21 protein-coding genes, 1 tRNA gene and 1 pseudogene are annotated in these 23,126 nt (G+C 43.3%); 14 read left to right on the top strand and 9 right to left on the bottom strand.

What is annotated here, in order from left to right; translation table 11 throughout:
• Window position 1: 1 nt before the first annotated feature.
• The 9 genes from EDC63_RS10130 (at window position 2) to EDC63_RS10090 (ending at window position 7,821) form a co-directional block, all read left to right on the top strand.
• Entirely contained in the window at window positions 2-181 is a 180-nt protein-coding gene (locus EDC63_RS10130; RefSeq protein WP_124946783.1) for a Trm112 family protein, read from the top strand.
• A gap of 75 nt (window positions 182-256) precedes the next feature.
• Window positions 257-1,021, top strand: coding sequence for a 3-deoxy-manno-octulosonate cytidylyltransferase (kdsB, locus tag EDC63_RS10125; RefSeq protein WP_124946805.1), 765 nt, complete (start codon window positions 257-259; stop codon window positions 1,019-1,021).
• A gap of 287 nt (window positions 1,022-1,308) precedes the next feature.
• Window positions 1,309-1,962, top strand: coding sequence for an adenylate kinase (gene adk / locus EDC63_RS10120; protein ID WP_124946784.1), 654 nt, complete (start codon window positions 1,309-1,311; stop codon window positions 1,960-1,962).
• 16 nt (window positions 1,963-1,978) lie between these two features.
• On the top strand, window positions 1,979-2,335 hold the full coding sequence (locus tag EDC63_RS10115; RefSeq protein WP_124946785.1) for a hypothetical protein: 357 nt from the start codon (window positions 1,979-1,981) through the stop codon (window positions 2,333-2,335).
• Window positions 2,336-2,452: 117 nt separating this feature from the next.
• Window positions 2,453-3,709, top strand: coding sequence for a 6-phosphofructokinase (locus EDC63_RS10110; protein WP_124946786.1), 1,257 nt, complete (start codon window positions 2,453-2,455; stop codon window positions 3,707-3,709).
• A 125-nt stretch (window positions 3,710-3,834) separates the two neighbouring features.
• On the top strand, window positions 3,835-4,056 hold the full coding sequence (locus EDC63_RS10105; RefSeq protein WP_124946787.1) for a hypothetical protein: 222 nt from the start codon (window positions 3,835-3,837) through the stop codon (window positions 4,054-4,056).
• Between the two features lie 115 nt (window positions 4,057-4,171).
• A complete protein-coding gene (locus tag EDC63_RS10100; protein ID WP_124946788.1) occupies window positions 4,172-6,226 on the top strand; it encodes a sodium-translocating pyrophosphatase in 2,055 nt (684 codons plus the stop codon).
• A gap of 189 nt (window positions 6,227-6,415) precedes the next feature.
• Window positions 6,416-6,928: a YgjP-like metallopeptidase domain-containing protein gene (locus EDC63_RS10095; RefSeq protein WP_124946789.1), complete on the top strand. Its 513-nt coding sequence runs from the start codon at window positions 6,416-6,418 to the stop codon at window positions 6,926-6,928.
• Between the two features lie 242 nt (window positions 6,929-7,170).
• Window positions 7,171-7,821 (top strand): YybH family protein, encoded by a 651-nt coding sequence (locus EDC63_RS10090; RefSeq protein WP_124946790.1) that lies wholly within the window; start codon window positions 7,171-7,173, stop codon window positions 7,819-7,821.
• 43 nt (window positions 7,822-7,864) lie between these two features.
• Here the strand turns inward: EDC63_RS10090 and recQ are convergent, their stop codons facing one another.
• The gene (gene recQ / locus EDC63_RS10085; protein WP_124946806.1) at window positions 7,865-9,712 is read right to left on the bottom strand and encodes a DNA helicase RecQ; all 1,848 of its coding nucleotides are present in this window, start codon (window positions 9,710-9,712) and stop codon (window positions 7,865-7,867) included.
• A gap of 251 nt (window positions 9,713-9,963) precedes the next feature.
• Between recQ and EDC63_RS10080 the strand changes: the two genes are divergently transcribed.
• The 4 genes from EDC63_RS10080 to EDC63_RS10065 all read left to right on the top strand — a co-directional run bounded on the left by EDC63_RS10080 (window position 9,964) and on the right by EDC63_RS10065 (window position 14,980).
• Window positions 9,964-10,407, top strand: coding sequence for a CBS domain-containing protein (locus EDC63_RS10080; RefSeq protein WP_124946791.1), 444 nt, complete (start codon window positions 9,964-9,966; stop codon window positions 10,405-10,407).
• A gap of 76 nt (window positions 10,408-10,483) precedes the next feature.
• Window positions 10,484-10,837 carry a hypothetical protein gene (locus tag EDC63_RS10075; protein ID WP_124946792.1) on the top strand — a complete coding sequence of 118 codons (354 nt, stop codon included), beginning with the start codon at window positions 10,484-10,486 and terminating at the stop codon, window positions 10,835-10,837.
• Window positions 10,838-11,316: 479 nt separating this feature from the next.
• Window positions 11,317-12,999, top strand: coding sequence for a hypothetical protein (locus EDC63_RS10070; RefSeq protein WP_124946793.1), 1,683 nt, complete (start codon window positions 11,317-11,319; stop codon window positions 12,997-12,999).
• 262 nt (window positions 13,000-13,261) lie between these two features.
• Window positions 13,262-14,980, top strand: a complete 1,719-nt coding sequence (locus EDC63_RS10065; protein WP_124946794.1) for a hypothetical protein — start codon at window positions 13,262-13,264, stop codon at window positions 14,978-14,980.
• A gap of 55 nt (window positions 14,981-15,035) precedes the next feature.
• On the opposite strand, the gene EDC63_RS10060 is transcribed toward EDC63_RS10065, so the two are convergent.
• The 5 genes from EDC63_RS10060 to EDC63_RS10040 form a co-directional block, all read right to left on the bottom strand.
• Entirely contained in the window at window positions 15,036-15,707 is a 672-nt protein-coding gene (locus EDC63_RS10060) for an alpha/beta hydrolase (protein WP_124946795.1), read from the bottom strand.
• Complete coding sequence (locus tag EDC63_RS10055; RefSeq protein WP_124946796.1) at window positions 15,707-17,371, bottom strand: hypothetical protein; 1,665 nt, start codon at window positions 17,369-17,371, stop codon at window positions 15,707-15,709. The genes EDC63_RS10060 and EDC63_RS10055 overlap by 1 nt, the downstream gene beginning before the upstream one ends.
• A 206-nt stretch (window positions 17,372-17,577) precedes the next feature.
• Window positions 17,578-18,141: a molybdopterin adenylyltransferase gene (gene mog / locus EDC63_RS10050; protein ID WP_124946797.1), complete on the bottom strand. Its 564-nt coding sequence runs from the start codon at window positions 18,139-18,141 to the stop codon at window positions 17,578-17,580.
• 407 nt (window positions 18,142-18,548) lie between these two features.
• Window positions 18,549-18,968 (bottom strand): flagellar basal body-associated FliL family protein, encoded by a 420-nt coding sequence (locus EDC63_RS10045; RefSeq protein ID WP_165922973.1) that lies wholly within the window; start codon window positions 18,966-18,968, stop codon window positions 18,549-18,551.
• A 207-nt stretch (window positions 18,969-19,175) separates the two neighbouring features.
• On the bottom strand, window positions 19,176-19,454 hold the full coding sequence (locus EDC63_RS10040) for a hypothetical protein (protein WP_124946799.1): 279 nt from the start codon (window positions 19,452-19,454) through the stop codon (window positions 19,176-19,178).
• 710 nt (window positions 19,455-20,164) lie between these two features.
• On the opposite strand from EDC63_RS10040, the gene EDC63_RS10035 reads away from it, so the two are divergent.
• Window positions 20,165-21,892 (top strand): zinc-ribbon domain-containing protein, encoded by a 1,728-nt coding sequence (locus EDC63_RS10035; protein ID WP_124946800.1) that lies wholly within the window; start codon window positions 20,165-20,167, stop codon window positions 21,890-21,892.
• Window positions 21,893-22,172: 280 nt separating this feature from the next.
• Here the strand turns inward: EDC63_RS10035 and EDC63_RS10030 are convergent.
• The 3 genes and pseudogenes from EDC63_RS10030 to EDC63_RS10020 form a co-directional block, all read right to left on the bottom strand.
• Window positions 22,173-22,248, bottom strand: a tRNA-Arg gene (locus EDC63_RS10030).
• 53 nt (window positions 22,249-22,301) lie between these two features.
• On the bottom strand, window positions 22,302-22,955 hold the full coding sequence (locus tag EDC63_RS10025; protein ID WP_165922972.1) for a DsbA family protein: 654 nt from the start codon (window positions 22,953-22,955) through the stop codon (window positions 22,302-22,304).
• 95 nt (window positions 22,956-23,050) lie between these two features.
• A pseudogene (locus EDC63_RS10020) lies at window positions 23,051-23,126 on the bottom strand (IS1595 family transposase); the annotation flags it as partial.

Raw genomic sequence — 23,126 nt, 5'->3', positions numbered from 1 at the left:
TATGGATCCAAAGTTGCTTGAAATTCTGGTTTGCCCGCTTTGCAAAGGCCCGCTTGTTTTTAAAAAAATTGAACAGGAACTCATCTGCAAAGCTGATCGCCTCGCATTTCAAGTCAAGGACGATATTCCGGTCATGCTGGCAGAAGAAGCGCGTAAAATTCCTCCGGAAGAAGAGATTTAAACCTTTTTGCCGGGTAGCTTCCACGTGCTTGCAAATAAGCACTGTTATTAATTCTACATTTCTGTGTCTACATCCATGGTTAACTTCAAAATTGTCATTCCCGCCCGTTTTGCCTCCACGCGCTTGCCGGGTAAACCATTGCTGGATATCGCAGGGAAACCCATGGTGGTTCGCGTGGCCGAACAAGCGGCAAAATCCGGTGCAAGTGAAGTCTGGGTGGCAACTGACCATCAAGGTGTCGCTGATGCCGTTAAGGCCCATGGGTTTAACGTGATGATGACATCCAGTGAACATGCTTCAGGAACAGACCGTTTGGCTGAAGTTGCTCAGCACCTGAATTGGCAGGATGATGAAATTGTCGTTAACGTCCAGGGTGATGAGCCGCTTATTCCGCCTAACTTGATTCAGGAAGTGGCGCAGCATCTTCATGATCATTCGCAGGCTTCAATTTCCACTGCTAGTCATGCGGTACATGATTGGCCAACCTTGTTTAACCCCAATGTAGTGAAGGTCGTCACAGACCGTATGGGGTACGCATTGTATTTTAGCCGTGCTCCGATCCCTTTCGCACGTGACTCCTTTGGTGGAGGCCCCTTTCCTGAGGATATTCCTGCTTTCCGTCATATTGGAATTTACGCATATCGCGCTTCTTTTCTGAAAGTATACAATCAGTTGCAACCTGCAGGTATTGAGGAATTTGAAGCGCTGGAGCAGCTTCGTGCATTATGGCATGGCTATAAAATCAGCGTAGCTACAACTGAACATACTCCAGGCGCAGGCGTAGATACCCAAGAAGATTTGCAGCGTGTTCGTCAAATATTTGAATCGCATTCTGTCTGAGGTTGTTTAAATCGGTTGGAGCGTATTTTGGCTGATTTTTGCTTATATCAGTCAAGGTTTGCGATCAAAATCAAATAAAAGCAATCTAATTTAACCAAAGAGTTGCTTCAATTCGTTAATCCTCTCATTCATTTAGCTGCTATATCTGGTTGAATTGTCGTGTCCAAAATAACTATTTATGGTTGGATAAAAAAAATTAAATGTCCACAATGGGGTATTTAAAATATTCTTACGTAATTCAGACAAACTCGTCTTTATTCTAATAATTCAAATGGAGGAAATTTCACATGCGTTTAATCCTGTTGGGTGGACCGGGTGCAGGTAAGGGAACCCAAGCTAATTACATCAAAGAAAAATATGGTATTCCGCAGATTTCCACTGGTGATATGCTACGTGCTGCCGTAAAAGCAGGCACGCCATTAGGTATTGAAGCCAAGAAAATCATGGATGCAGGTGGTTTGGTTTCTGACGAAATCATTATTGGCCTTGTGAAAGATCGTATCAAGGAAGCGGATTGCGTAAAGGGCTTTTTGTTTGATGGCTTTCCGCGCACGATTCCGCAAGCAGATGCAATGAAAGATGCCGGTGTGGAAATCGATTATGTTGTGGAAATTGATGTGGATGATAATGAGATTATCAAACGTATGAGTGGGCGTCGTGTGCACGTGGCTTCTGGACGTACATACCACGTAGTGTTTAATCCACCCAAAGTTTCCGGCAAAGATGATGCAACGGGTGAAGACCTGATCCAACGCGATGACGATCATGAAGATACCGTTAAAAAGCGTCTGGAAGTTTATCATGCGCAGACTGAGCCTCTGGTTGCTTACTACTCTAAATGGGCTGATTCAGGTGTAAAAAACGCACCTAAATACGTCAAGATTGCAGGTGTGGGATCAGTAGAACAAATTCGTGACAATATTTTTGCTGCTTTAGGCTAAACCAGGGTTTTTGATTATGAGTAATGTGCCTGATTTTACCGATGCAGAAAAATGGGTAGTGGAAAGCGCATTGAAAGAGCGTTATGGCAAACCGGTGGAGGTGCAATTGGCTGACGTAGAGTTACGCCTGTTACCGGATGACAGAGAAATGACCACATGCCCGGCTTTGTTCTGGACAGGAGAAGATGTAGCCTTTGTGTTGAGCAAGGTGGGCGATAATAGTTTTCGTACGCAGTTCTATTATTCCGTGCTTGAACAATTTGGCACGGGACATGATGAGTTCGGGGATCTGCTGGAATGTGTTACCACGGTGCTTCGCGTACAGGCTGATCACGCTTTGCAACGAGCAGGCGCATCAAGCAGCAAGAAATAATCGATTCAAGTTTTTATAACAATAAAAAAATAACAAATTCACGATGTCGCAGTTGGCGCCATGTCGGTGCCTAAGCGATTAGGATTTGCACCAACGATAATGGAGAAGAGAGTTAACATGGCCAAAAAGAATGCCTTTTACGCTCAGTCGGGCGGCGTAACCGCAGTAATCAATGCTTCTGCCTGCGGCGTGATTGAAACTGCCAACAAGCACAAGGATGTAATTGGAAAGGTTTATGCCGGTCGCAACGGTATCATCGGTGCGCTGACAGAAGATTTGATCGATACCAGCAAGGAGTCTGCAGAAGCTATTGCAGCATTGCGCCATACACCTTCTGGCGCCTTTGGTTCCTGTCGTTACAAGCTTAAAAGCCTTGAAGCCAATAAGCGTGAATATGCGCGATTGATAGAAGTGTTCAAGGCGCATAACATTGGTTACTTTTTCTACAATGGTGGTGGCGATTCCGCCGATACCTGTTTCAAAATTTCCCAGTTGTCCGAGACGTTAGGCTACCCGATACAGGCGATTCATGTGCCTAAGACGGTCGACAATGATTTGCCTATTACAGACTGCTGCCCCGGTTTTGGCTCTGTTGCCAAGTATATTGCTGTTTCAACACTGGAAGCCTCTTTTGACGTGAAATCCATGTCAAAAACCTCAACCAAGTTATTCGTCATTGAAGTGATGGGCCGTCATGCAGGCTGGATTGCAGCTGCAGGAGGTTTATTGGTTGATCATGGTATTCCTGTCGTTATTCTGTTTCCGGAAGTGGAATTTGATCAGAAGAAATTTCTGGCCAGAGTAGATGAGAACGTCAAGAAATTTGGCTACTGCACGGTGGTTGTCTCTGAAGGATGTCATTATCCCGATGGTAAGTTCCTGGCTGAACAAGGTACCCGTGATGCCTTTGGACATGCTCAATTGGGTGGCGCTGCCCCAGTAGTGGCTAACATGGTTAAAGAAGCACTGGGCTATAAATTTCATTGGGCGGTGGCAGATTATCTGCAGCGTGCAGCACGCCACGTGGCTTCCAAAACTGACGTAAAACAGGCTTACCAGCTGGGTAAAGCAGCAGTTGAATTGGCTGTAAAAGGTTACAACTCAGTTATGCCAACCATTGACCGCATTTCTGATGAGCCATACAAGTACAAGATTGGTGTGGCTGATCTGAAAGATGTGGCCAATGTGGAAAAATTCATGCCCAAGGACTTTATCAGCAAAGATGGTTTTGGCATTACAGCCAAATGCAAGCGTTATCTGTTGCCGTTGATTCAGGGCGAAGATTATCCTCCGTATGAAAATGGATTGCCTAAGTACGTTACGTTGAAAAACATAGCGGTACCAAAGAAGCTGAAAGGCGAATTCAAAATTTAAAGGGGAAGCGTGCAAGGTGCAGGGATTCAGTATGTTTGAATAGTCAAAATGAGCTGCTTCTCTGTACCTTTTGCGTTTTAACCGATTCACCTGGAAGCGCTTTCCAGGAGCAAGGCACAAAATACATGACATTAGACAGGGCGCGCCAGTTACTCAAAGTTCAAGCCGATTTCGGTGGCTTTTACAATGGCAATTCTGCCAAGTTAATCCTGTCTGAAGTACAGAAAGAACATGGTCAGGCAGCAGTAGATCAAATGATTCGCGAACTCAATTTAGGCGAGATTTTCGGTTTTGAAACGGGAACGCGCTTTGAAGGAGGTCTAGCCATAAAAACAAAAGACTATTGATCAGTTTTAATCATCACGCTTTACATAATAACGAGAAATAAACACCAAAGAAGCTGCTGCATAGGCCGTTATCAATCGGCCTGACAAATTAGATATCTAACAAAGGAGGATATTCATGTCTCAAGGTCTGATCTTGGCGCTAGCCTGTGCATCACTAGCGATTGTATACGGGGTGGTTTCTATTGGTTGGGTGCTTGCCAAGCCTACTGGGAATGATCGCATGCGAGAAATTGCCACTGCGATTCAGGAAGGCGCTTCTGCGTATCTTAAACGACAGTACACCACTATCAGTTATGTAGGTTCAGTTTTGTATGTGCTTATTTGGTGGCAATTGGATCATTTTTCCGGTTCGGCTCTTACAGCAAATGGCTTTGCACTTGGAGCTATTTTGTCAGGTGCAGCTGGTTTTATTGGCATGAATATTTCAGTGCGGGCCAATGTGCGCACCACAGAAGCAGCACGCAGTGGCTTGAATGCAGCGCTTCAAGTGGCATTCCGAAGTGGTGCTATTACCGGTATGCTGGTAGTGGGGCTAGGGTTGCTGGGTGTGGCCGGATACTATGCATTGCTTGTTTCGATCACACCAGCTGGTCAGGAAGTCAATCTCACTCCTCTGATTGGGTTGGGTTTTGGTGGCTCGCTAATCTCTATCTTCGCGCGGTTGGGTGGCGGTATCTTTACCAAGGGTGCAGACGTAGGTGCTGATCTGGTAGGTAAGGTTGAAGCCGGCATTCCTGAAGATGATCCTCGTAATCCAGCGGTTATTGCTGATAACGTGGGTGATAACGTGGGTGACTGTGCAGGTATGGCCGCCGATTTGTTTGAAACCTATGCAGTAACTATCATCGCCACTATGCTGCTCGGCGGACTGATGTTGAAAGGCATGGGCGAAAAAGCCATGATCTACCCGTTGGTGCTGGGTGGTGTGTCTATTATTGCTTCCATCATTGGTACTTATTTTGTCAAAGCCCGTGAAGGCGGCAAAATCATGAATGCGCTGTATCGTGGATTAATGGTTTCAGCCGCGCTAGCAGCTGTGTCATTCTATTTTGTCACTAATTGGATTATGGGCGACAGCATAATGCTGGAGGGAAATACCCTGCCGACGATCAATCTGTTTTATGCGTCCCTGATTGGTCTTGCCTTGACAGCAGCAATGGTAGTGATTACTGAATACTACACAGCTACTGAATACGCGCCAGTGAAGCATATTGCGCAAGCATCTACAACCGGTCACGGTACCAATGTGATTGCCGGTTTGGGTGTTTCCATGCGTTCCACAGCGGCACCTGTAGCGGCAGTGTGTTTAAGTATTCTGGCGGCACATGCTTTGGCTGGTTTGTATGGTATCGCCATTGCTGCTACGGCGATGCTGTCCATGACCGGTATCATCGTCGCCTTGGATGCATACGGCCCAGTAACAGATAATGCGGGTGGTATTGCTGAAATGGCTGATTTGCCGGAGTCTGTGCGCAATGTGACTGATCCGCTGGATGCTGTAGGCAACACCACCAAGGCTGTGACTAAAGGTTACGCTATCGGTTCAGCTGGCCTTGCTGCACTGGTGTTGTTCGCTGACTTTACGCATACGCTTGAAGCTCATAAACATGTTGCCACCATGTTTGATCTTTCCAATCATATGGTTATTATCGGCCTCTTTATCGGTGGCTTGGTCCCGTATTTGTTTGGTGCCATGGGTATGGAAGCAGTGGGCCGTGCAGCAGGGTCTGTGGTGGTGGAAGTGCGTCGTCAGTTCAAAGAAATCCCGGGGATTATGGAAGGTACAGCCAAGCCGGATTACTCTAAGGCAGTGGACATGCTGACCAAAGCCGCGATCAAGGAAATGATGATCCCATCACTCTTGCCGATTCTGGTGCCGCTACTAGTAGGGCTTATCCTAGGGCCTCAGGCATTGGGTGGCGTATTGATGGGTGCCATTATCACCGGTATTTTTGTGGCAATTTCCATGACCACCGGTGGTGGTGCGTGGGATAATGCCAAAAAATACATTGAAGATAATCATTTTGGCGGTAAAGGAAGCGAAGCCCATAAAGCTGCTGTTACCGGCGATACTGTGGGTGATCCATACAAGGATACAGCGGGCCCGGCCATTAACCCGTTAATTAAAATTATCAATATTGTGGCGTTGTTGATGGTGCCGCTGTTGTAAGCTTTAAGTTACAGAGGGTGAAAACGAAACAGGCACCTTAGGGTGCCTGTTTTACGTTGGGTTGATTTTCATGTGAGGTACTTTTTCTGATTTTTATTTAATGTGGAGTAACATGTTGCGCATTGCTTCAGGCATAAAGGGGTAATTGATGAGAACTGATTTTTGACTTTAAGCACTGAATATAAACCGATGTCTACTCTAAAGTATCTTGCCGGCTATCCGGAAGCTGTTAAAGTCCAAGTGCAGCAACTCCTCCAACAGGATCGGTTGGGGAATATTCTGCTGAAAAAATACCCCGTCATGCACGATGTTCGTACTGATAAAGCCTTGTACGATTATGTTTCTGAGCTGAAAAACCGTTTTATGCGCAACGGTGCGCCAATCAATAAAGTTGTATTTGATAACCGGATTGAGGTTGACAAACACGCGCTTGGTTTACACACGACAACCTCTCGTGTGCAGGGCAATAAACTCAAAACTAATCGGGAAATTCGTATTGCCACTTTATTCAAGGCAGTACCCCTTGAGTTTCTTCGCATGATCACTGTGCATGAACTTGCGCATCTGAAGGAAAAAGATCATGACAAGGCTTTTTATCAGCTGTGTACTCACATGGAGCCTGAATATCATCAATTTGAATTTGATCTGCGTTTGTATCTGACGCATGTTGATCTTTGCGGTGAGCTTGCTTGGCCGATATAGATAGTTGATGTTGCATTGCTCTTAACCAGTTGTCTTGCTGAGGGTGTGTTATAACCTAATGTGTGCATTCTCATTATTTGGCGTAGTGTATATAAATAGATTCGAGCCAGTCTAATGGCATTTTGAGTAAAATGACACTTCGAAAAAAATTGATTTGCTGTGATGTCATTGAAGGTTCGTCAATTTAAGGTGGCGGTTATTTTTAATCTGGAATTGTCAGTAAAATTGGTCAGGAAATCGTAATGAGCATAATTGAAGGTGCTATGCGCCAATCGCAAGTCGCTCAACATAGCAAAACCCGGTGGTTCGAAGCTGAGCCGGTAATTAACGGGCAGGTTGGGAAGCCAGTTTGGCATAAATTGTTAGCCGTTGGAGCGGTGGGTTTTGTTTTAGGTGCAGTCACAATGAAAGTGGTGCTTGAGCCTGCCAAAGCTGTACCTCTCAATGATCAGCAAGCGAAGATGGTTGCTGCGCCAGCAAGTGTTGTTACGCCTGTACCTGCTACATCATCACAGACTGTTGCGATTAAATCAGAGAAAGCAGACAGTGACCGGAAAGAAGTGCTGGCAGCAGTGGATGGGTGGGTCAAGGCATGGTCAGGCAAAAATGTGGAAAATTATGTATCGGCTTATGCCCCAAATTTTCAGCCGTCTCAAAATGTTTCCCATGCTGAGTGGGTTAATCAACGCCGTAATCGTATCGCTAAGTACGGTAAGGTTGAAATAAAACTGTCTGACATTACTGCTATTACAAAGGGAGATTCTGCCATTGTAGAGTTGGTGCAGTATTTTAAGAATGATACATTTGTAGAAAGCGGTTTACACAAACACCTAGAATATCAGCGTATTGATGATCAGTGGAAGATTGTAAGAGAATCAAGTTATAAGAGTTGAATTGCGCTGGTCAGGTTTGCCCTAAACAGCATTACTTTGCGAACTAAATGGCGTTATTTGTTTCATCCTCGATCACTTTTAAAAATGCATCACCATAGCGAGTGAGTTTGGCTTGGCCGATACCGCTGATTTTTCCTAATTCAGTGAGATTTTCAGGGCGTCGATTCAGTATTTCCAATAGTGTGCTATCGTGAAAAATCACGTAAGGCGGCACGCCCTGTTCACGGGCCAGCTCCAATCGTCGTTCTTTGAGGGCAAGCCATAAGGGGTTTTCGTTGGCGCTGGCTAAAGCTTCGCGGGCTTGAGATCCCCGTTCGGCACGGCTGGATTTACGTTTGGCGGGTTCTGGGTCACGCCTTAGCCATATTTCCTGCTTTCCCTTGAGTACCGGGCGTGCGGTTTCTGTCAGGCGCAGCCCGCCAAATGCTTCCATATCCACTTCCAGCAAACCACCTGCAACAAGCTGGCGGTAAACGCTGCTCCATTGCGACTGGCTAAGGTCTTGGCCAATGCCGAAAGTACTCAGCTGCTGATGTTGAAATCTTTCTACCTGTTGTGTGGTTTTGCCAAGTAGTACATCAATCAGATATCCGACGCCAAAACGCTGACCTGTCCGATATACACAGGACAGGGCCATTTGTGCTGCCTGGGTGGCATCCCATGTGTCGACGGGTTCCAGGCAATTATCACACTGGTCGCAGTTGCCGGGGTGTTCTTCTCCGAAGTAACGCAAGATGGTCTGGTGACGGCAAGCAGTGGCTTCACAGTATCCTAGCAGAGCATCCAGTTTCTGGCGTTCCAACCGCTTTCGTTCTTCTGGTGCATCGCCTGAGTCCAGCAGGCGGCGCATAGAAACTACATCACCCAGCCCGAAAGCCATCCAGGCATCTGCCGGCAGCCCGTCACGGCCTGCACGGCCAGTTTCCTGATAATACCCTTCCATGCTTTTTGGCAAGTCGAGATGGGCCACAAAACGCACATTGGGTTTGTCTATGCCCATACCGAATGCGACTGTGGCGACCATGATGACGCCTTCTTCCCGCAGAAACCTGCGCTGATTGGTATTGCGTGTGGCTGGGTCAAGACCGGCGTGGTAGGGGAGGGCATCCCACCCTTGGTCCTTTAGCCAAGCGGCAGTTTCTTCTACTTTTTTTCGTGACAGGCAATAGATGATGCCTGCGTCATTGGCGTGCTCAGTTTCCAGAAAAACTTGCAGCTGCTTGCGGGCATTATCTTTTTGCGTAACGCGATAACGGATGTTTGGACGGTCAAAGCTGGATACGAACTGACGGGCTTGTTCCAACGCCAGTCGCTCAACAATATCTCGCCGGGTGGGCGCATCGGCAGTTGCAGTTAATGCGATGCGGGGAACTGATGGAAAGCGTTCATGCAAAATGGACAATGCGCGATATTCACGGCGGAAATCATGGCCCCATTCAGATACGCAATGAGCTTCATCAATAGCAAAGAGCGCTAAACCCGGGCCGGAGGCTACTTGCTCTAGTGTGTCCAGAAAGTTAGGCATCGTGAGCCGTTCCGGAGCGACATAAAGGATATTCAATTCACCACGCACCAGTTGGGTAAAAACTTCCCTAGCAGCATCGAACTCCAGACTGGAGTTAAGGAAAGCAGCCTTTACGCCAAGCTGTTTCAGTGCATCTACCTGATCTTGCATAAGCGCTATCAATGGTGAAACGACAATGCCGACGCCTGGCCGCAATAGTGAGGGGATTTGGTAGCATAGTGATTTCCCTCCGCCTGTCGGCATCAGTACCAACGCGTCGCCGCCTGATACAACATGTTCTACAATCGCCTGCTGTTCTCCGCGAAAGGTGGAGTAGCCGAATGTAGCGTGGAGTATTTGTTGTGCGGAAGTTAAGGGGGAAGGCATAGGTCGTTGAGCGAATAAAGACATATTTTACCTGATTACCGGCCGATTGAATCAACCTGATTTTTTTGTTGTTCAATAAGGATTTTTGCATCTGTCAGTTGTATCGACAAGCAAGGTCAACATGGGATAGTATGGTTAGTAACAGATAGATTTGTATGCGTTTTCCGGGATGTATTTGTTAATTGCTTTTAGATAGCTTCGTCTGGATTGGTTTTTGCTATATCCAGTCTTCAATGCTTAAGGAGGTGACAATGATAATCCGCGATATTCTGGCAATTAAGGGGGGAGAGACATTTAGTATCAGTCCGGAAATCCCTGTGACGGAAGCAATACACCAGATGGTAGATCGGAACATCGGCTCATTGGTAGTGCTGGACAGTAATGGCAAAATGATTGGTATAGTAACCGAGCGCGATATATTACGTGCTTCTTATAAATATGCCTGTGACCTTGGTAAGTTTAAAGTTCAGGATTTGATGACCAAAGAACTCATTATTGCGGGTCCCGAAGATACTGTAGATTACGTACGCGGAATCATGACGGAAAATCATATACGGCATTTACCGGTTATTGATGGTGAGAATTTGTTGGGGGTCATTACTTTTCATGATGTAGCCAAAGCCTGTTTGACCGAAGCAAATTTTGAAAACCAGTTGCTTAAACGCTACATTAAACATTGGCCTGAACCTGAATAAAAACAGTACCTGTACGTTTTGCTGAGTTTCAGAATAAGTCTGAGCCAAGCAGGAAAATTTTTAAAAGGATTATAAAGTGGCGCGTCGTTTCAAATTCTGGTCTGTTGCTATCCTCACAATGTTATTGTTAATCGCCTGTACTCGTACAGTGCAGATTAAAACAATTATTGATAATCCACGAGAGTATGCTGATAAAAAAGTAGCGATTGAAGGGGAGGTAACCGGTGCCTTTTCTTTGTTTATTGTGAAATATTTCCTGGTGAATGATGGAACAGGTGAAATAGGCGTTGTGAGCGAGAAGGCTTTACCAAATAAAGGTCAGAAGATCAGGGTGATCGGCACTATTAAAGAAGCTTTTTCACTCGGTGACCAGACAATGACAATATTAATCGAAGAAAAGCCCGAGCAAAATAAGGACAATGCTCAATAATCAGAATATGGTTAAGCATTGTTTGATATTGTAATTTTCAATATCTATGATGCTTTGTGCTTCAAAGCGTTTACTCTCATTGTATTTTCAATTTCATACCACTTTGCATCAGTTTTTTCTCAATCACTTTGTGCCGGATTTTTATAGATAAAACTGCGTCTAAAATTGACTGGCTCGAAGTAAAATTTTAGTTTCATCTTTACATTTCAAAGATATAGTCTATTGCTCAAAGAGAGGTATGTGTTGAGTCTTCCTCAAATTGGCACAATAAAATAGCAGCCTATTGTTTGTTAACGTATTGATTATACATCCGTATATAAAGAAATCGCAGTGCGACTTCATATGATCAACATGTTGGTCTGCTACATTATTATTCGTAAAATTAAATGTTTGTATTTTTTTGCCGATAACGATCTAAGGAAGTTTTTTCCATGAAGGCGGTTGGTTACTGCCGTCGAGCAAAATGAATAAAGGTACTCATGTTCAGTTTTAAAAAACTGCTTAAAAAAGGCCCGGATCATCCGATGGGTAATATTCAGGACGCAAAAAAATTGCTTCTGGATTTGCCGTTGGGAAGCTCACTTAAAGCTTTGGAAGAAGTGTCATTCTGGCTAGATTCAGTTCGTAATACGGATGGCTATAATCCTGTAGAACAGTTTGAAATTCTGAAATTGCTGGATGAAACAGCGCAGCCGTTGCAATTAGAGTTGAGCCAGCAGTATCTAGATTTGTCGCGCATGCAGAAAACGCAAGAAAACCGTTTGTGGATGGCACTATTTGAGTTCTGGAAACATCTCGCTGCCGCTTACGAGCACTGTATTTCTCTATATGAGGGTAATGGTGAAGATGCATTGTTGATCGAAAAACATCTGCCCTTGATGGTTATTCGAACCATGAGAGCCTATGCAGAACAGAATAAGTTACTTTATATTCGCTACAGGCCGATTGATGAAAAAATTTGGGCTGGTTTGTCAAAATTGTATTTTTTTGCTGAGTCTAATGCGTTATTTCATGGTTTATTGGTCCCTTATCAGCATGAGTCGGGACCTACTACAGCGTTTAAAGAATTGTTGCGCGCAGTTATGCTGAGCGTTTCTACACCAGATAAATTACTGCCTGTTCAAATACATCTTGCAGATAAGGTAATTATGAATTTAATCAATTCATTTTCCATGTCTGGACAACCTGAAGTCAATAGTATGTTTTATATGGATATTTCTGCGCATACAGCTCCGGCGCGGTTAATAAAAGGCACGCCTATACATGCAGTGATGCTATTCTTTAGTTCTAATGAAGCTGCGCAAAATATGAAAATTTTTGTGGATCAGATAGATGCGGGCGTCATTCCACAGTCACTTGATTTTGCATCCGAGTTCAAAAAAGATGATTTGCAGGAAGTGTTTCATATATTGGAGCAATGCTGGTCCCCAACGCCGCCGCAACGTAAAACAGCACGTAGCAAAGTGGTCACCCGTTTGAATGTTGTACATGGGTTTAAGGAGATTCGCAGAAAAATTGCGATATCAACTCAAGGTACGACAAAGCGAATTGATGATGATAAAGACGTGTTGTATCAGGAAAGGGTAGATTTAAAACTCTATGGCTTTGTTACAGATAAAACCAAACAAATGAGAATTGCGGCAACCGCACTGGAAAATGCCACTGTAAAAGAAGAAGGTAATACTGAAAGTTGGGTGACCGTCAACATTAGCGAATGTGGCTTTGGTGCTGTGATACCCTCTATCGGAGAGGATTGGGTGAAAATCGGGCTGTTAATTGCGCTTAAACCTGAAGATGGGAAGGAATGGGTGGTTGGTACGGTGCGTCGGCTGAGTCGCGACAGTGATCATAAAATCCATGTGGGTATACAGGTTTTGGGACATAATCCTGCTTCTATACGTATGCAACCGTCCATTAATAATGTTTCTGTATGGGAGAAAGTGACCGATGTGGTTGTCAGTACCCACATCGATGCGATTTTCATGGGCGCAAATAATAAATGTGTTGATGAAAGCACCTTGCTGATGGAGCCACAGAGTTTCGTGGGTGAAAATTGCTTCGAAATGATCAATCAGGAAGAAACATGCCGTATTGCCCTCAATAAGTTACTTGAAGAAGGCCAGGATTACCAGCGAATCAGTTATAGAGAAATAGCTTCGTAAAGTAAGAGTGATTTGCTAATTAGGGGTAATTTAATGGCATCGTCGAAATTTCGATGTTCTTGTTGAAATTACATTAATTTATGTTAATGTAATGTTAGGCTGAAAGTGGAATTTCTTTTATAATCCATGTTTTCACACGTTTTTTATCAAGATGCGCTTAATTCATGCAATGTTTTTGTTATGGCATGATTTTTGCGTTAGTAATTGCATCTTGATAATTAGGTGATCACGCAAAAACCGTGAGAATCTGGAGTTATATTGAATGTTTGATTTTTTACCTTTCGGCCGGAATAAGACGACAGACCCCCTTTCTAGCCTGAAAGCACTCACCAATTGGATTAACAACGAATTGCCGATGGGTGATATGTATACTGCGCACGAGAAAATCACCCAGTGCATCGTTGAGCTAAATAATAAAACTGATCCGTTTTCAAAAGATCGTCTGCAAATGCTGATGCAGCTCGATGAGCAAGGTGTAGAGCTACAAGAATCACTGTGCCAGCAATATTTGCAAAATCCGCGCATGTCCCGAGTGATAGAAAGTCGTCTGTGGAATTCAATTCACGCTTACTATTGGGAAACTACACGCGGTTACCACGCATTCATAATGGATTATGTCGGTAATCCATCCGGCAGCAAGATCAAGTCATTGCTTCCTAAAATTACTGCCAGAGCAATTAACTATTTTGGCATGACTTTTAAGTGGAACTATTTCCGTTATGAACAGCTTGAGCCCAAGATGTGGAAGCGGTTACATAACCTGTATCATTTTGCTGAATATGAAGAGTTTGATCACGAACCAATCAAGCTATATGACGTCACCGGAAAAAGTGCAACTTGCACGGATCTGTATGTGCAGGCACTGATGCTGAACAATCTGAATACCGGAAGTTTGTTTCCAAAGCAGATTGATATGGTGAGTATGTGGCTGGAAGAATGGTCCTCCAGCATGACACTGAAAAAAGTCTACGATCCTGCCCAGCATGTTTTTTGTGTAGACCTGAGTACAGACAGGGGTGGGAAAAGGATACGCAAAATGCAGAATAACGATATGCAGCGTTATTGGGGAACGCATGATTTGGTTTGCAGGATTGAGCGTGTCAAAACGAAGCTTCTTAAAGGAGATGCGCCAGCCAGACTAGGATTGGGAGAGGCTTGCAGATTGCCTGGTTGCCTTGAATTCCTGGATGACTTGATGCGGCATTGGGCACCCACAGTAACCCGAGTTAATCGACTGCATGCACGTACTACAGTCGTTAAAATGATAGAAGTCGTACATGAAGTTGAAGATATCTTTGGTCAGGTAAGAGTGGATAACGAACTTGCATTGCTGAGTAAGAAACCGACTGATACAGATATTGACAAGGGCGCGCTTAGCTACGATGAAATGGTAGACGTTCGGCTTTACGGTTTTGTGACTAAACGCACCCAAGCCAAATTGGGTGCCGCCGGAAGCCCATTAGACCAGCAGCAAGTGGCACATCACGAGCGATGGGTAATGGAAAATGAGAGCGAGGGTGGCTATGGGGCTACCTTAAACGTAATGGGGAATGACTGGATCCGCCTGGATAAGCTGGTTGGATTAAAACCAGAGCGTTCAGGACAATGGCAAATCGGCGTGGTAAGACGCTTGTCAAAACCAGCTGCTGGCCAATTGTATGTTGGTATAGAAGTGCTGGTAAAGCTTCCAATCGTCGTCACGTTGCATGCGAAACAGCTTTATTCAACGGGTTATGCGGTGGATGGTGTTGATGCTGCGGATATGTTGCTACCTATTGCGGGTGTTTACGTGCCAAAAGACGATGAAAATCATTTTCCGAATAGTTTGGTTGTAGACCCTTCTGAATATGCACCTGATAGAGTGCTTGAGTTAGCAGCAGGTAAAAAACGCTACATGATCCGGTTAACTGATGTACTTGAAAAAGGTGATGACTGGTTGCGTGTGGCATTTGTTATAGTAGTCAAAGCGAAAACCAGCTGAATTTGAACAGGTTTTACTTTGATATGTTGAGGCAGAACCCGCTTGAATGCTGGTTTTACCCTAACACGCTAATGAGCCAGTCATTGATATCGCTGACTTCTTCCTGACATAAACTATGTGCCATTGCATATTCATGCCACTCAACATTGTAGTGATTTTCCAATAGTAAGTTTTTTGATGCCACTGCCTTCGTGATAGGAATGACAGTGTCCGCACTTCCGTGTGCCATGAAAATAGGCAAATGCCCATTAGTGCGGCTAGCCTCATTTGCAAAAGTCGATTGTAACGGAATGTAAGTAGATAAAGCGAGGATGCCTGCCAATCTGTCTGCATATCGCAAGCCAGTGTGAAGAGCAATGGCCCCCCCTTGGGAAAACCCCGCCAGTATGATGCGTTCACTGAATATTCCCCGATCTGTTTCGCGCTGAATCAATTTTTCTATGGCTTTTTGGGTTTGCCGAATACCTGCTTCATCTTCACTTGTTGTCAGGTCTGGATGAAAAATGTCGTACCATGCTGGCATGACGTAACCGTTATTAATCGTAACGGCCATGCTGGGTGCATGGGGTAAAATAAACCGGACTGAAAGATCATCCGGAAGCGATAACTCACCGACAATAGATTCAAAATCATGACCATCTGCCCCCAGGCCATGCAGCCATATAATACTGGCTGAAGGCGAGAGACCGGTTGTAATCTCCAAATGAGGGAGAACTTCAGTGGTCATTAATGTTTCGCAATGACGTCAAAACTGGTGCGAACAAAATCATCATTTTGTTCAAGTATATTTTGAATTCGGATCACATAGGATTTGCCTTGTGCTTTCAATTGCAAAGCTTGGCCTTTAATATAGGCACTTGCATCAATAATGATGCTGCGCTGCAATTCTGCTGCTGTAGATTCTGGCAGGTATATCGCATCCATAGAGGGGTTGTGCGACTTTTTACTTTCAGTATCAAGCAGTTCAACTGCAATGGGTGTTTGGGTCAGTGTCTGGATACCCACATGGGTTTTACTTGAAGTATCTTTGTTTATTCTTCGTACAATGCCAACCGCAAAGTGCTTCTTATTGTCGGGTTTCAAGCCGATTAACATACCTACTTTAAGTCGGCTTTTACCATTTGAATTGAAAACCGCACCATATCCGCTGGCGCTTTCATCTTCAACCATCCATTGATCGGAAACGTGTTCAAATAATTCCGGTTCGCCCATCATAGTGGTTTCGTCACTGGTTAGACCGGGTTCAGTTGAGTCATTTAACTGGTAATCAATAATAAATTGCTCAACCAAGTCCGGCTCTGCAGGTGGCAGTATAACTTTTGATTTTGACTTCGCACCAGGCTTTATTTGTTCCAAAATTTCTCTCAGGCCTTGCGCTACTTGCAGGATTTCTTTGTTTTTCTGGCGTTCATGTTTGCGGGTGGTGTTTTTTCCTGACCAGCGATCGGATAACAGTTCGATTAATTCCAGGCAGGTTGGCAATCGACACTCTTCACTCAGTTGAAGGTGAATTGGCAACTCTCCAGCTTTAATATGTTCTATTGTTTTAGAAATAGTCACTTGGAGCAAACCTACACCCCAATAGCGGTATTTATCGCCAATCATGTTGCGCCGCAGTTTTTTGGCTGGTTTATTATCACCAAGGTTGACTGCGTAAATTTGTCTGTGGGGGCGGAAACTATCTTCAATAGTGATGCTGCTGGCCCAGGTGTCCAGCCAGTGATCTACCATGTTGATTTGGTTGGGCAGTAAGCTTTCTGGATTGGCGAGTTGCAAAAGGAGTGCTTGCATATACTCGGCTGTACAGGTGGTATCTTTGGTAAAGTGAGGGTATAGACGCAAAGGGGTTTGGGCGAATTTTTCTCGTTCTGCAAATAAATACAACCGGTGCAGGTTTCTCCATACATGGGCATCAACTTGCATATAGCGAATGTAACTCCATTTCGCTTGCATGGCATAACATCTGATTGCACGGGTGGTTAGCAGAGGCAGGTTTTTCCAGATTTTTTTGTTGGAGGGGTTGTTGGCAAATTCCCGTACACATAGCTGATAGCTTTCAGCCATTTCCTCCCAAAATGAGAGGATTGTAGGGAGGTAAAGCCGCTCTGTCGCATCTTGCTTGTTAAAGTTGGAGAGGTATTCCCGGCAGAGTAGATCTTGTAATTTGCTGGCTTTTTCATCCAGATACATCAGTACCTGAATGCGCTCAAGCAGGGGTGTTTTTTCGTTGCTATTGATGGTTCCCAGTACTTTGATGATTTCATCTTGTGCTTCTTGCACATCACTATCAGGGAGTTCTTGTACCCAGATCGTTGCTGATTTCAGATTTTCGAGCTGAGCGTCAGATTTTTTACGTAACAGTGCGCTAATAAATCCCTTGAAATCAAACATTGTATTTGTATCCTGCTGAAGCGGTCATTCCATCCCTATCTGTTAGTGATGCGTAAAAATACTCACTGAGGCATATTAAACTAATTTCACTTGAATTTATATGGGATTTCTGCACGATGTGTATTATTTGTCATATGATAATTGGAAAATACCTTAAAGTCTGATTGGATTTTAAGGTTAAGTTGTTTTTCGTGTTATTGATGGCATTAACTTTTCTCACGAATCGCGGATTTTGGACGGAATGTCTTGACGATTTCATCATGAGTTTCAATGTATGGCCCGCCTATCAGGTCTATGCAGTAAGGTACTGCAGCGAATACGCCATCCAGCGTTTCTTTAATGGCTTTAGGCTGGCCCGGAAGATTGATAATCAGGGATTGTTTTCGAATAACCGCAACCTGGCGTGAAAGAATCGCAGTAGGCACATATTTTAAACTGACCGCACGCATCTGCTCACCAAACCCATCTAATACTCTATCGGCTATGGCGAGAGTAGCCTCTGGAGTAACATCTCGCGGTGCAGGGCCCGTTCCCCCTGTTGTGAGAATCAGATTGCAACCTTCCTTATCTATCAGTTCCCGTAACGTGGACTCTATCAATGCCTGTTCGTCTGGAATGATGTGCGTAATTGTTTGCCAAGGGGTTGAAAGTGCACTGGTCAGCCATTCCTGCAGCGCTGGAATACCTTTGTCTTCATAAACACCTTGTGAAGCTCTGTCGCTGATTGTCACCAGGCCAATTTTGATGCTGTCGAGAGAATGGGTAGTCATGAGTCATCCAACTGAAATTATTTAAGTCTGTCATCGTATCGTAAAACACGTGGTTGCAACATATTTGGGTTGTCTATATGAACAATGGCTTTATGGGGCAGTGCTTACCCATCCAGGTAAAAAAATGGACGCATAGCGCGTCCATATTATTCTCCCTGTTCCCCATCCTCTATAGTCGAGGAGCCGTTATAGTTGTTTTATAGCCGGCACTAATAGCTATGCAATTCGTATGCCACTGTGAAATAAATATATAACATAATGATTTGTTTATGTAATATATTTTTATTGTGTTTTGAATGTGAATGTTCTGCGATGAAAAATGAGCATGCATGTCACAAATTCAACAGGTTGGTTAAGCGTATTTCTGCCATCAGGAATATGCAGAAACCAACCAGAATCTTAAGTAGTTATTGAATAATAAATGATTCAAACAATACATCGGTTACACCTTGCTTTTCCGTCATGCCAATCACTTTGTTGATCGCTTGTTTGGTTGACTCTTTGAGTTTATGTTTGCCTTCAGCAGTGGCAAGTTGATCAGCCTCACTATTACTGAGTAGCAAAATCATTTCGTGCTGAATCATCGGCATATATGTTTTTACTTTTTCCGAGACTTCGGGCGTAGCTGCTTTTAGTGTGATGGCTACTTGAAGGTATTGAGTTAATCCATGAAGATTAACTGTAAATGTCTCCAGTTTTGCATACGCGGAAGCCCCACCTTCTCCTTTGCTTTCATGTTCTGCAGCAAACACTGAACTTGTTAATGGTAAAAAACTGAATAGCACTAATGAGAGAGCTAGCGCAGTGACCGACTTGGTGGTGTTCATGCTTGTTTCCATTCTTTAAAAAGGTATTACAGTGAATACTGGGGGCGTATTCGGTTTCATGATTTTTAAAGATGGAATTATCATAGCTAAAGCATTTTTATTCAAATATTAAATTGAAAATTTAATATTTGAAAGGGCATCGCTACCAGTGCGATGTTGTGTTCAGATGAAGGCTATGAGCTGAACGCCTGATAGTAGAGTGATTGGTTACTTAAACATCTCAATGATTAAAGGGATTGCCGCAATGATTTGAAAGGCAATGTGCGTTTTCTGCTTTTTTTGGATGGCCCAATTGCTATTTATAATAAAACCCCAAAAAATAAAAACCGCACTTAAAAACAGGACGGTGCTCTCTAAGAGAGTAGAAACAGGTGCCCATTTAAAAAAATAAGCCAGAATGAGGTAAATCACCATAAAGGAATCATCGAGAGCAAATTTTTTGTTTTTCTCAATAAATGATTTAGTGCTTGTTAATAGTGTTTTCAATTTATCGTCCTACCAGCTGCAAATAGATTAGCAATAATAATGTTCGAGTTTTGAAAGTTGCCTGAATTTATTTGGCATTAGAAAATTATGTTATTCAAATAGTTAATCAATGAATTAAAATGCAAAAAGAATGTTATCGTAAATTTTGAGCATTGTAAATCTTATGTATAAATGCTTTATGCCCTAACAAATTGGCGAGTAATGGCAGAGTTAAGCTCCGCCAAAATAAATAAAGTAGATGATTAAAGTAGTTAATAACGTTAATGATTAGCCTAAGCAGTCACTTTAGTCTTCACTTATCATGCTTGTGGGGTGGCTATTATGTTAGTCATAAGGTATTTCTTAATATTTTATTTATTGATGTTTTATGATTAAAGATAAACTACTTGAGCGAGTCTCAAGTCCCAACCATATGTACTCCCATTGCAGAGTCATAGGTTGTCCTAATGCTGCCAGTGCTGGTACTAGTCATGGACTTAATCATCTCTACTGTAGAAAGCATGAAGATCATTATGAACGTCTCGGTAGCTACACCAAGAAAAGCTATACAAGCAAAGAGATCAGTCCATACCGGGTAATCCAGATCTGTTTATATTTTGTATCAGATTCAAATTGTTAGTAGTTGTCAGCAACAGCAATTGTAAAGTTTAGCAATTTAAGTTGAAAACATTTCCTTACAGAAAAAAACCAAGTGCTATGGAAATACTTAAATGAAAAACATGTATAAAAATGAACTATCTCTTTCATATTTATTCCCTGATATAGCCCAAGAGTGGGATCCAGACAAGAATGGGAAGCTTACGCCGAATGATGTTGTGCCTGGTTCGGCAAAAAGAATCTGGTGGAAATGTTCAAAAGGTCATGAGTGGGTGACAAAAATTGAACACCGTACTAGAAGTAAAAGTGGATGTCCGTATTGTGCTGGACAAAAAGCAACAAATGAAAACTGCCTAGAAGCTATTCATCCCGAAGTAAGCAAACTCTGGCACCCAACAAAGAATCGAGACTTAACTCCACGCGATGTGATGCCTAAAACCAATAAGAAGGTCTGGTGGCAGTGCACTAAAGGACACGAGTGGGAAGCTCCACCATCTAGATTGTCTTCTGGTGGCAGTTGTCCTTATTGCAAAAATAGCAGCGTTCATAAAGAAAATAGTCTTGGATATTGTTTTCCTGATATAGCCCATGATTGGCAAATTGTTAAAAATGGAGAACTCACGCCTAGCGATGTTGTCGCTGGATCAGCTAAAAAAGTCTGGTGGAAATGTTCAAAAGGTCATGAGTGGGAAGCCCCCATTCGTCGAAGAACAAATCAAAATAGCGGTTGCCCATATTGTGCAAATCTGATTGTTAGCAAAGATAATTCCCTTGCCGTGCGGTTTCCAGAAATTGCGAAGGCGTGGGACTATGAGAAAAATGACGGGAAAACGCCTGATGATTATGTTGGTACTTCTAATAAAAAAGTTTGGTGGAATTGCAATAGAGGTCATTCATGGATCGCTGCAATTCAACAAAGAACTGTTGCAAAAACTGGTTGCCCTTTATGTAGACCAAATATCTCAAGGCTTGAACTTAGAATATTTGCAGAATTTTTGAGCCTCTTTTCAGATGTTAGTAGGCAGCAAAAGATTTGGGGTAAAGAATTTGATATAAGCATTCCTAGCTTATCTGTGTGTATTGAAATTGATGGTTATCCTTGGCATTTAGAAAAGAAAGAAAAAGATTTCCAAAAGAATCTGTTGTGTGAAGCAAATGGTTATCTTTTATTAAGAGTTCGTGACAAAAGGCTAGGGGTTCTTGGTGAAAACAATATTTTTTATCAGGAAAAAGACAGAGATAACAATTTATTTTTAATACAAAATTTAGTTAAAATGATTTTAGTGAAGAGTTCGTTATCTGAGAAACAAATGATCAAGGTAGAGAATTACCTAAGTCTTGAAAATTATAAAAATGACGGGCTTTATCAGCAACTTATTTCTGAATTACCTGGTCCCGGATATGATAAGTCCCTCACGGTAACGCATCCAAAAATTGCCGCACAATGGCATCCAACAAAGAACGGAAAAATTACTCCTGATATGGTTTCAGTGGGGTCTGGATTAAATATATGGTGGCAGTGTTCTAATGCACATGAATGGCAATCATATTTATATACAAGAACAAAGGCAGGGTGTCCATTTTGTTCAAATAGAAGAGTAACCCCAGAAAATTCCTTGGCTAGACTGTACCCTGAAATTGCAAAGCAATGGCACCCAACAAAGAATGGAAAATTGACTGCTAACGATGTAGTGGCTGGATCAGGGAAGAAAGCTTGGTGGCAATGTTCAATAGGTCATGAATGGCTCAGAGAGATTGAAAAGCGAACGAAAGGTAAAAGAGGATGCCCTTATTGCGCTGGTCGATTACTTCCTAAGGAATCAAGAGTTGATTCAGTTTAATGGCAACCCAGTAGATTAAGTGCTACTTCAATCCATAATTTTGTTTGAACGTTGTGTTAGTCACACCCCAAGTCCTAATTAGATGATGAAGAAGCTTGCCTTAACTTTAACCGCAATATTACAGTCTAGCAATGGCTATATAAAAATTCTTTTAGATGGGAAGTTTTAAGTTTTTACTGAGGTATCCAGTCGATGAAATACTTTGATACATTTCTTTAATACAATGGCTAGATAGCATCAAGTTGGGTAGGATATTAACTTATTGTTTTGTTGTATTGTTTGGTGCCCCGAACACGAATCGAACGTGTGGCCTACCCCTTAGGAGGGGGTCGCTCTATCCACTGAGCTACCGGGGCGAAGGGAGCATTTTAGCTTAAAATGGTCTGATGGAGAAAAACAATAATTTTATTTATTGGATGGATTTGTTCGAATCCCCCTGTTTCTCTGCGAGTATTGGGTCGATTTGTTCTTTTAGTTCTGCCTCTGTGCTATAGCCTTTAGAGAGTAAATGGTAATTTGCGTCGCTTTGTAAAACGATGGTGGGGAAGCCCCGCACTCCCCATTCGCGGGCTTTATGAAAATGGGCCAGGGTTTTATGTTTGGTTTCTTCTGAATGAAAAGCTTCCAAAAAAAGTTTGGGGTCTACCCCTAACTCTTCTGCCAGTTTTGCCAATACTTCGGGTTTTGTGACATCCTGATTTTTGACATAAAATGCCGATTGCACTGCTTTAAAAAAGGGAAAGGTAAGTTCCGGACTGGATTCGGATATGGCGACAACTCCTCTGCAAGCGGGTTCGGTATCGTAGATGAATCCTTCCGGCATGGCACCATCAAACTGGAATGTTTGCCCTGTATGTTTTTGCACGGCATGCCAGTGGTGCAGGATGTCTTCTCTCTGCTGTGGCGTCATGGGGTCGGTGGTGCCAGCTCTGAGGCCGCCCAGTACCAGCGCGACTTTCAGTTTGTCCTGATAGGTAAGTTTGAGTGCTTCGATGGTGGGGGAAAACCCCCAGCACCAGGAGCACATGGGGTCTGCGAAATACCATAATATGGGTTGGTTCATGGTGTCTCCGATCTTGAGGCTTAATTACGCCAGCTATTGAGGGGGATGATTTTGCAGAGCCCCTCTGTTCTGTATTTTTTTAGGGTCTTAGGAAGTTAAAGCGGGTTTAGTCTCAACAATTTGAGTAGTCCAAGGTAAAGATTATCACGACGATGATTAAAGCGATATTCA

The sequence above is a fragment of the Sulfurirhabdus autotrophica genome, assembly GCF_004346685.1.
Classification (GTDB): domain Bacteria; phylum Pseudomonadota; class Gammaproteobacteria; order Burkholderiales; family SMCO01; genus Sulfurirhabdus; species Sulfurirhabdus autotrophica.
The sequence above is the reverse complement of the archived record's forward strand: the minus strand, read 5'-3'. Positions and strand labels throughout refer to the sequence as shown.

Coding starts and splice junctions, on each gene's coding strand:
- EDC63_RS10130 (WP_124946783.1), top strand. CDS start 2: ATGGATCCAAAGTTGCTTGAAATTCTGGTTTGCCCGCTTTGCAAAGGC.
- kdsB (WP_124946805.1), top strand. CDS start 257: ATGGTTAACTTCAAAATTGTCATTCCCGCCCGTTTTGCCTCCACGCGC.
- adk (WP_124946784.1), top strand. CDS start 1,309: ATGCGTTTAATCCTGTTGGGTGGACCGGGTGCAGGTAAGGGAACCCAA.
- EDC63_RS10115 (WP_124946785.1), top strand. CDS start 1,979: ATGAGTAATGTGCCTGATTTTACCGATGCAGAAAAATGGGTAGTGGAA.
- EDC63_RS10110 (WP_124946786.1), top strand. CDS start 2,453: ATGGCCAAAAAGAATGCCTTTTACGCTCAGTCGGGCGGCGTAACCGCA.
- EDC63_RS10105 (WP_124946787.1), top strand. CDS start 3,835: ATGACATTAGACAGGGCGCGCCAGTTACTCAAAGTTCAAGCCGATTTC.
- EDC63_RS10100 (WP_124946788.1), top strand. CDS start 4,172: ATGTCTCAAGGTCTGATCTTGGCGCTAGCCTGTGCATCACTAGCGATT.
- EDC63_RS10095 (WP_124946789.1), top strand. CDS start 6,416: ATGTCTACTCTAAAGTATCTTGCCGGCTATCCGGAAGCTGTTAAAGTC.
- EDC63_RS10090 (WP_124946790.1), top strand. CDS start 7,171: ATGAGCATAATTGAAGGTGCTATGCGCCAATCGCAAGTCGCTCAACAT.
- recQ (WP_124946806.1), bottom strand. CDS start 9,712: ATGCCTTCCCCCTTAACTTCCGCACAACAAATACTCCACGCTACATTC.
- EDC63_RS10080 (WP_124946791.1), top strand. CDS start 9,964: ATGATAATCCGCGATATTCTGGCAATTAAGGGGGGAGAGACATTTAGT.
- EDC63_RS10070 (WP_124946793.1), top strand. CDS start 11,317: ATGTTCAGTTTTAAAAAACTGCTTAAAAAAGGCCCGGATCATCCGATG.
- EDC63_RS10065 (WP_124946794.1), top strand. CDS start 13,262: ATGTTTGATTTTTTACCTTTCGGCCGGAATAAGACGACAGACCCCCTT.
- EDC63_RS10060 (WP_124946795.1), bottom strand. CDS start 15,707: ATGACCACTGAAGTTCTCCCTCATTTGGAGATTACAACCGGTCTCTCG.
- EDC63_RS10055 (WP_124946796.1), bottom strand. CDS start 17,371: ATGTTTGATTTCAAGGGATTTATTAGCGCACTGTTACGTAAAAAATCT.
- mog (WP_124946797.1), bottom strand. CDS start 18,141: ATGACTACCCATTCTCTCGACAGCATCAAAATTGGCCTGGTGACAATC.
- EDC63_RS10045 (WP_165922973.1), bottom strand. CDS start 18,968: ATGAACACCACCAAGTCGGTCACTGCGCTAGCTCTCTCATTAGTGCTA.
- EDC63_RS10035 (WP_124946800.1), top strand. CDS start 20,165: ATGAAAAACATGTATAAAAATGAACTATCTCTTTCATATTTATTCCCT.
- EDC63_RS10025 (WP_165922972.1), bottom strand. CDS start 22,955: ATGAACCAACCCATATTATGGTATTTCGCAGACCCCATGTGCTCCTGG.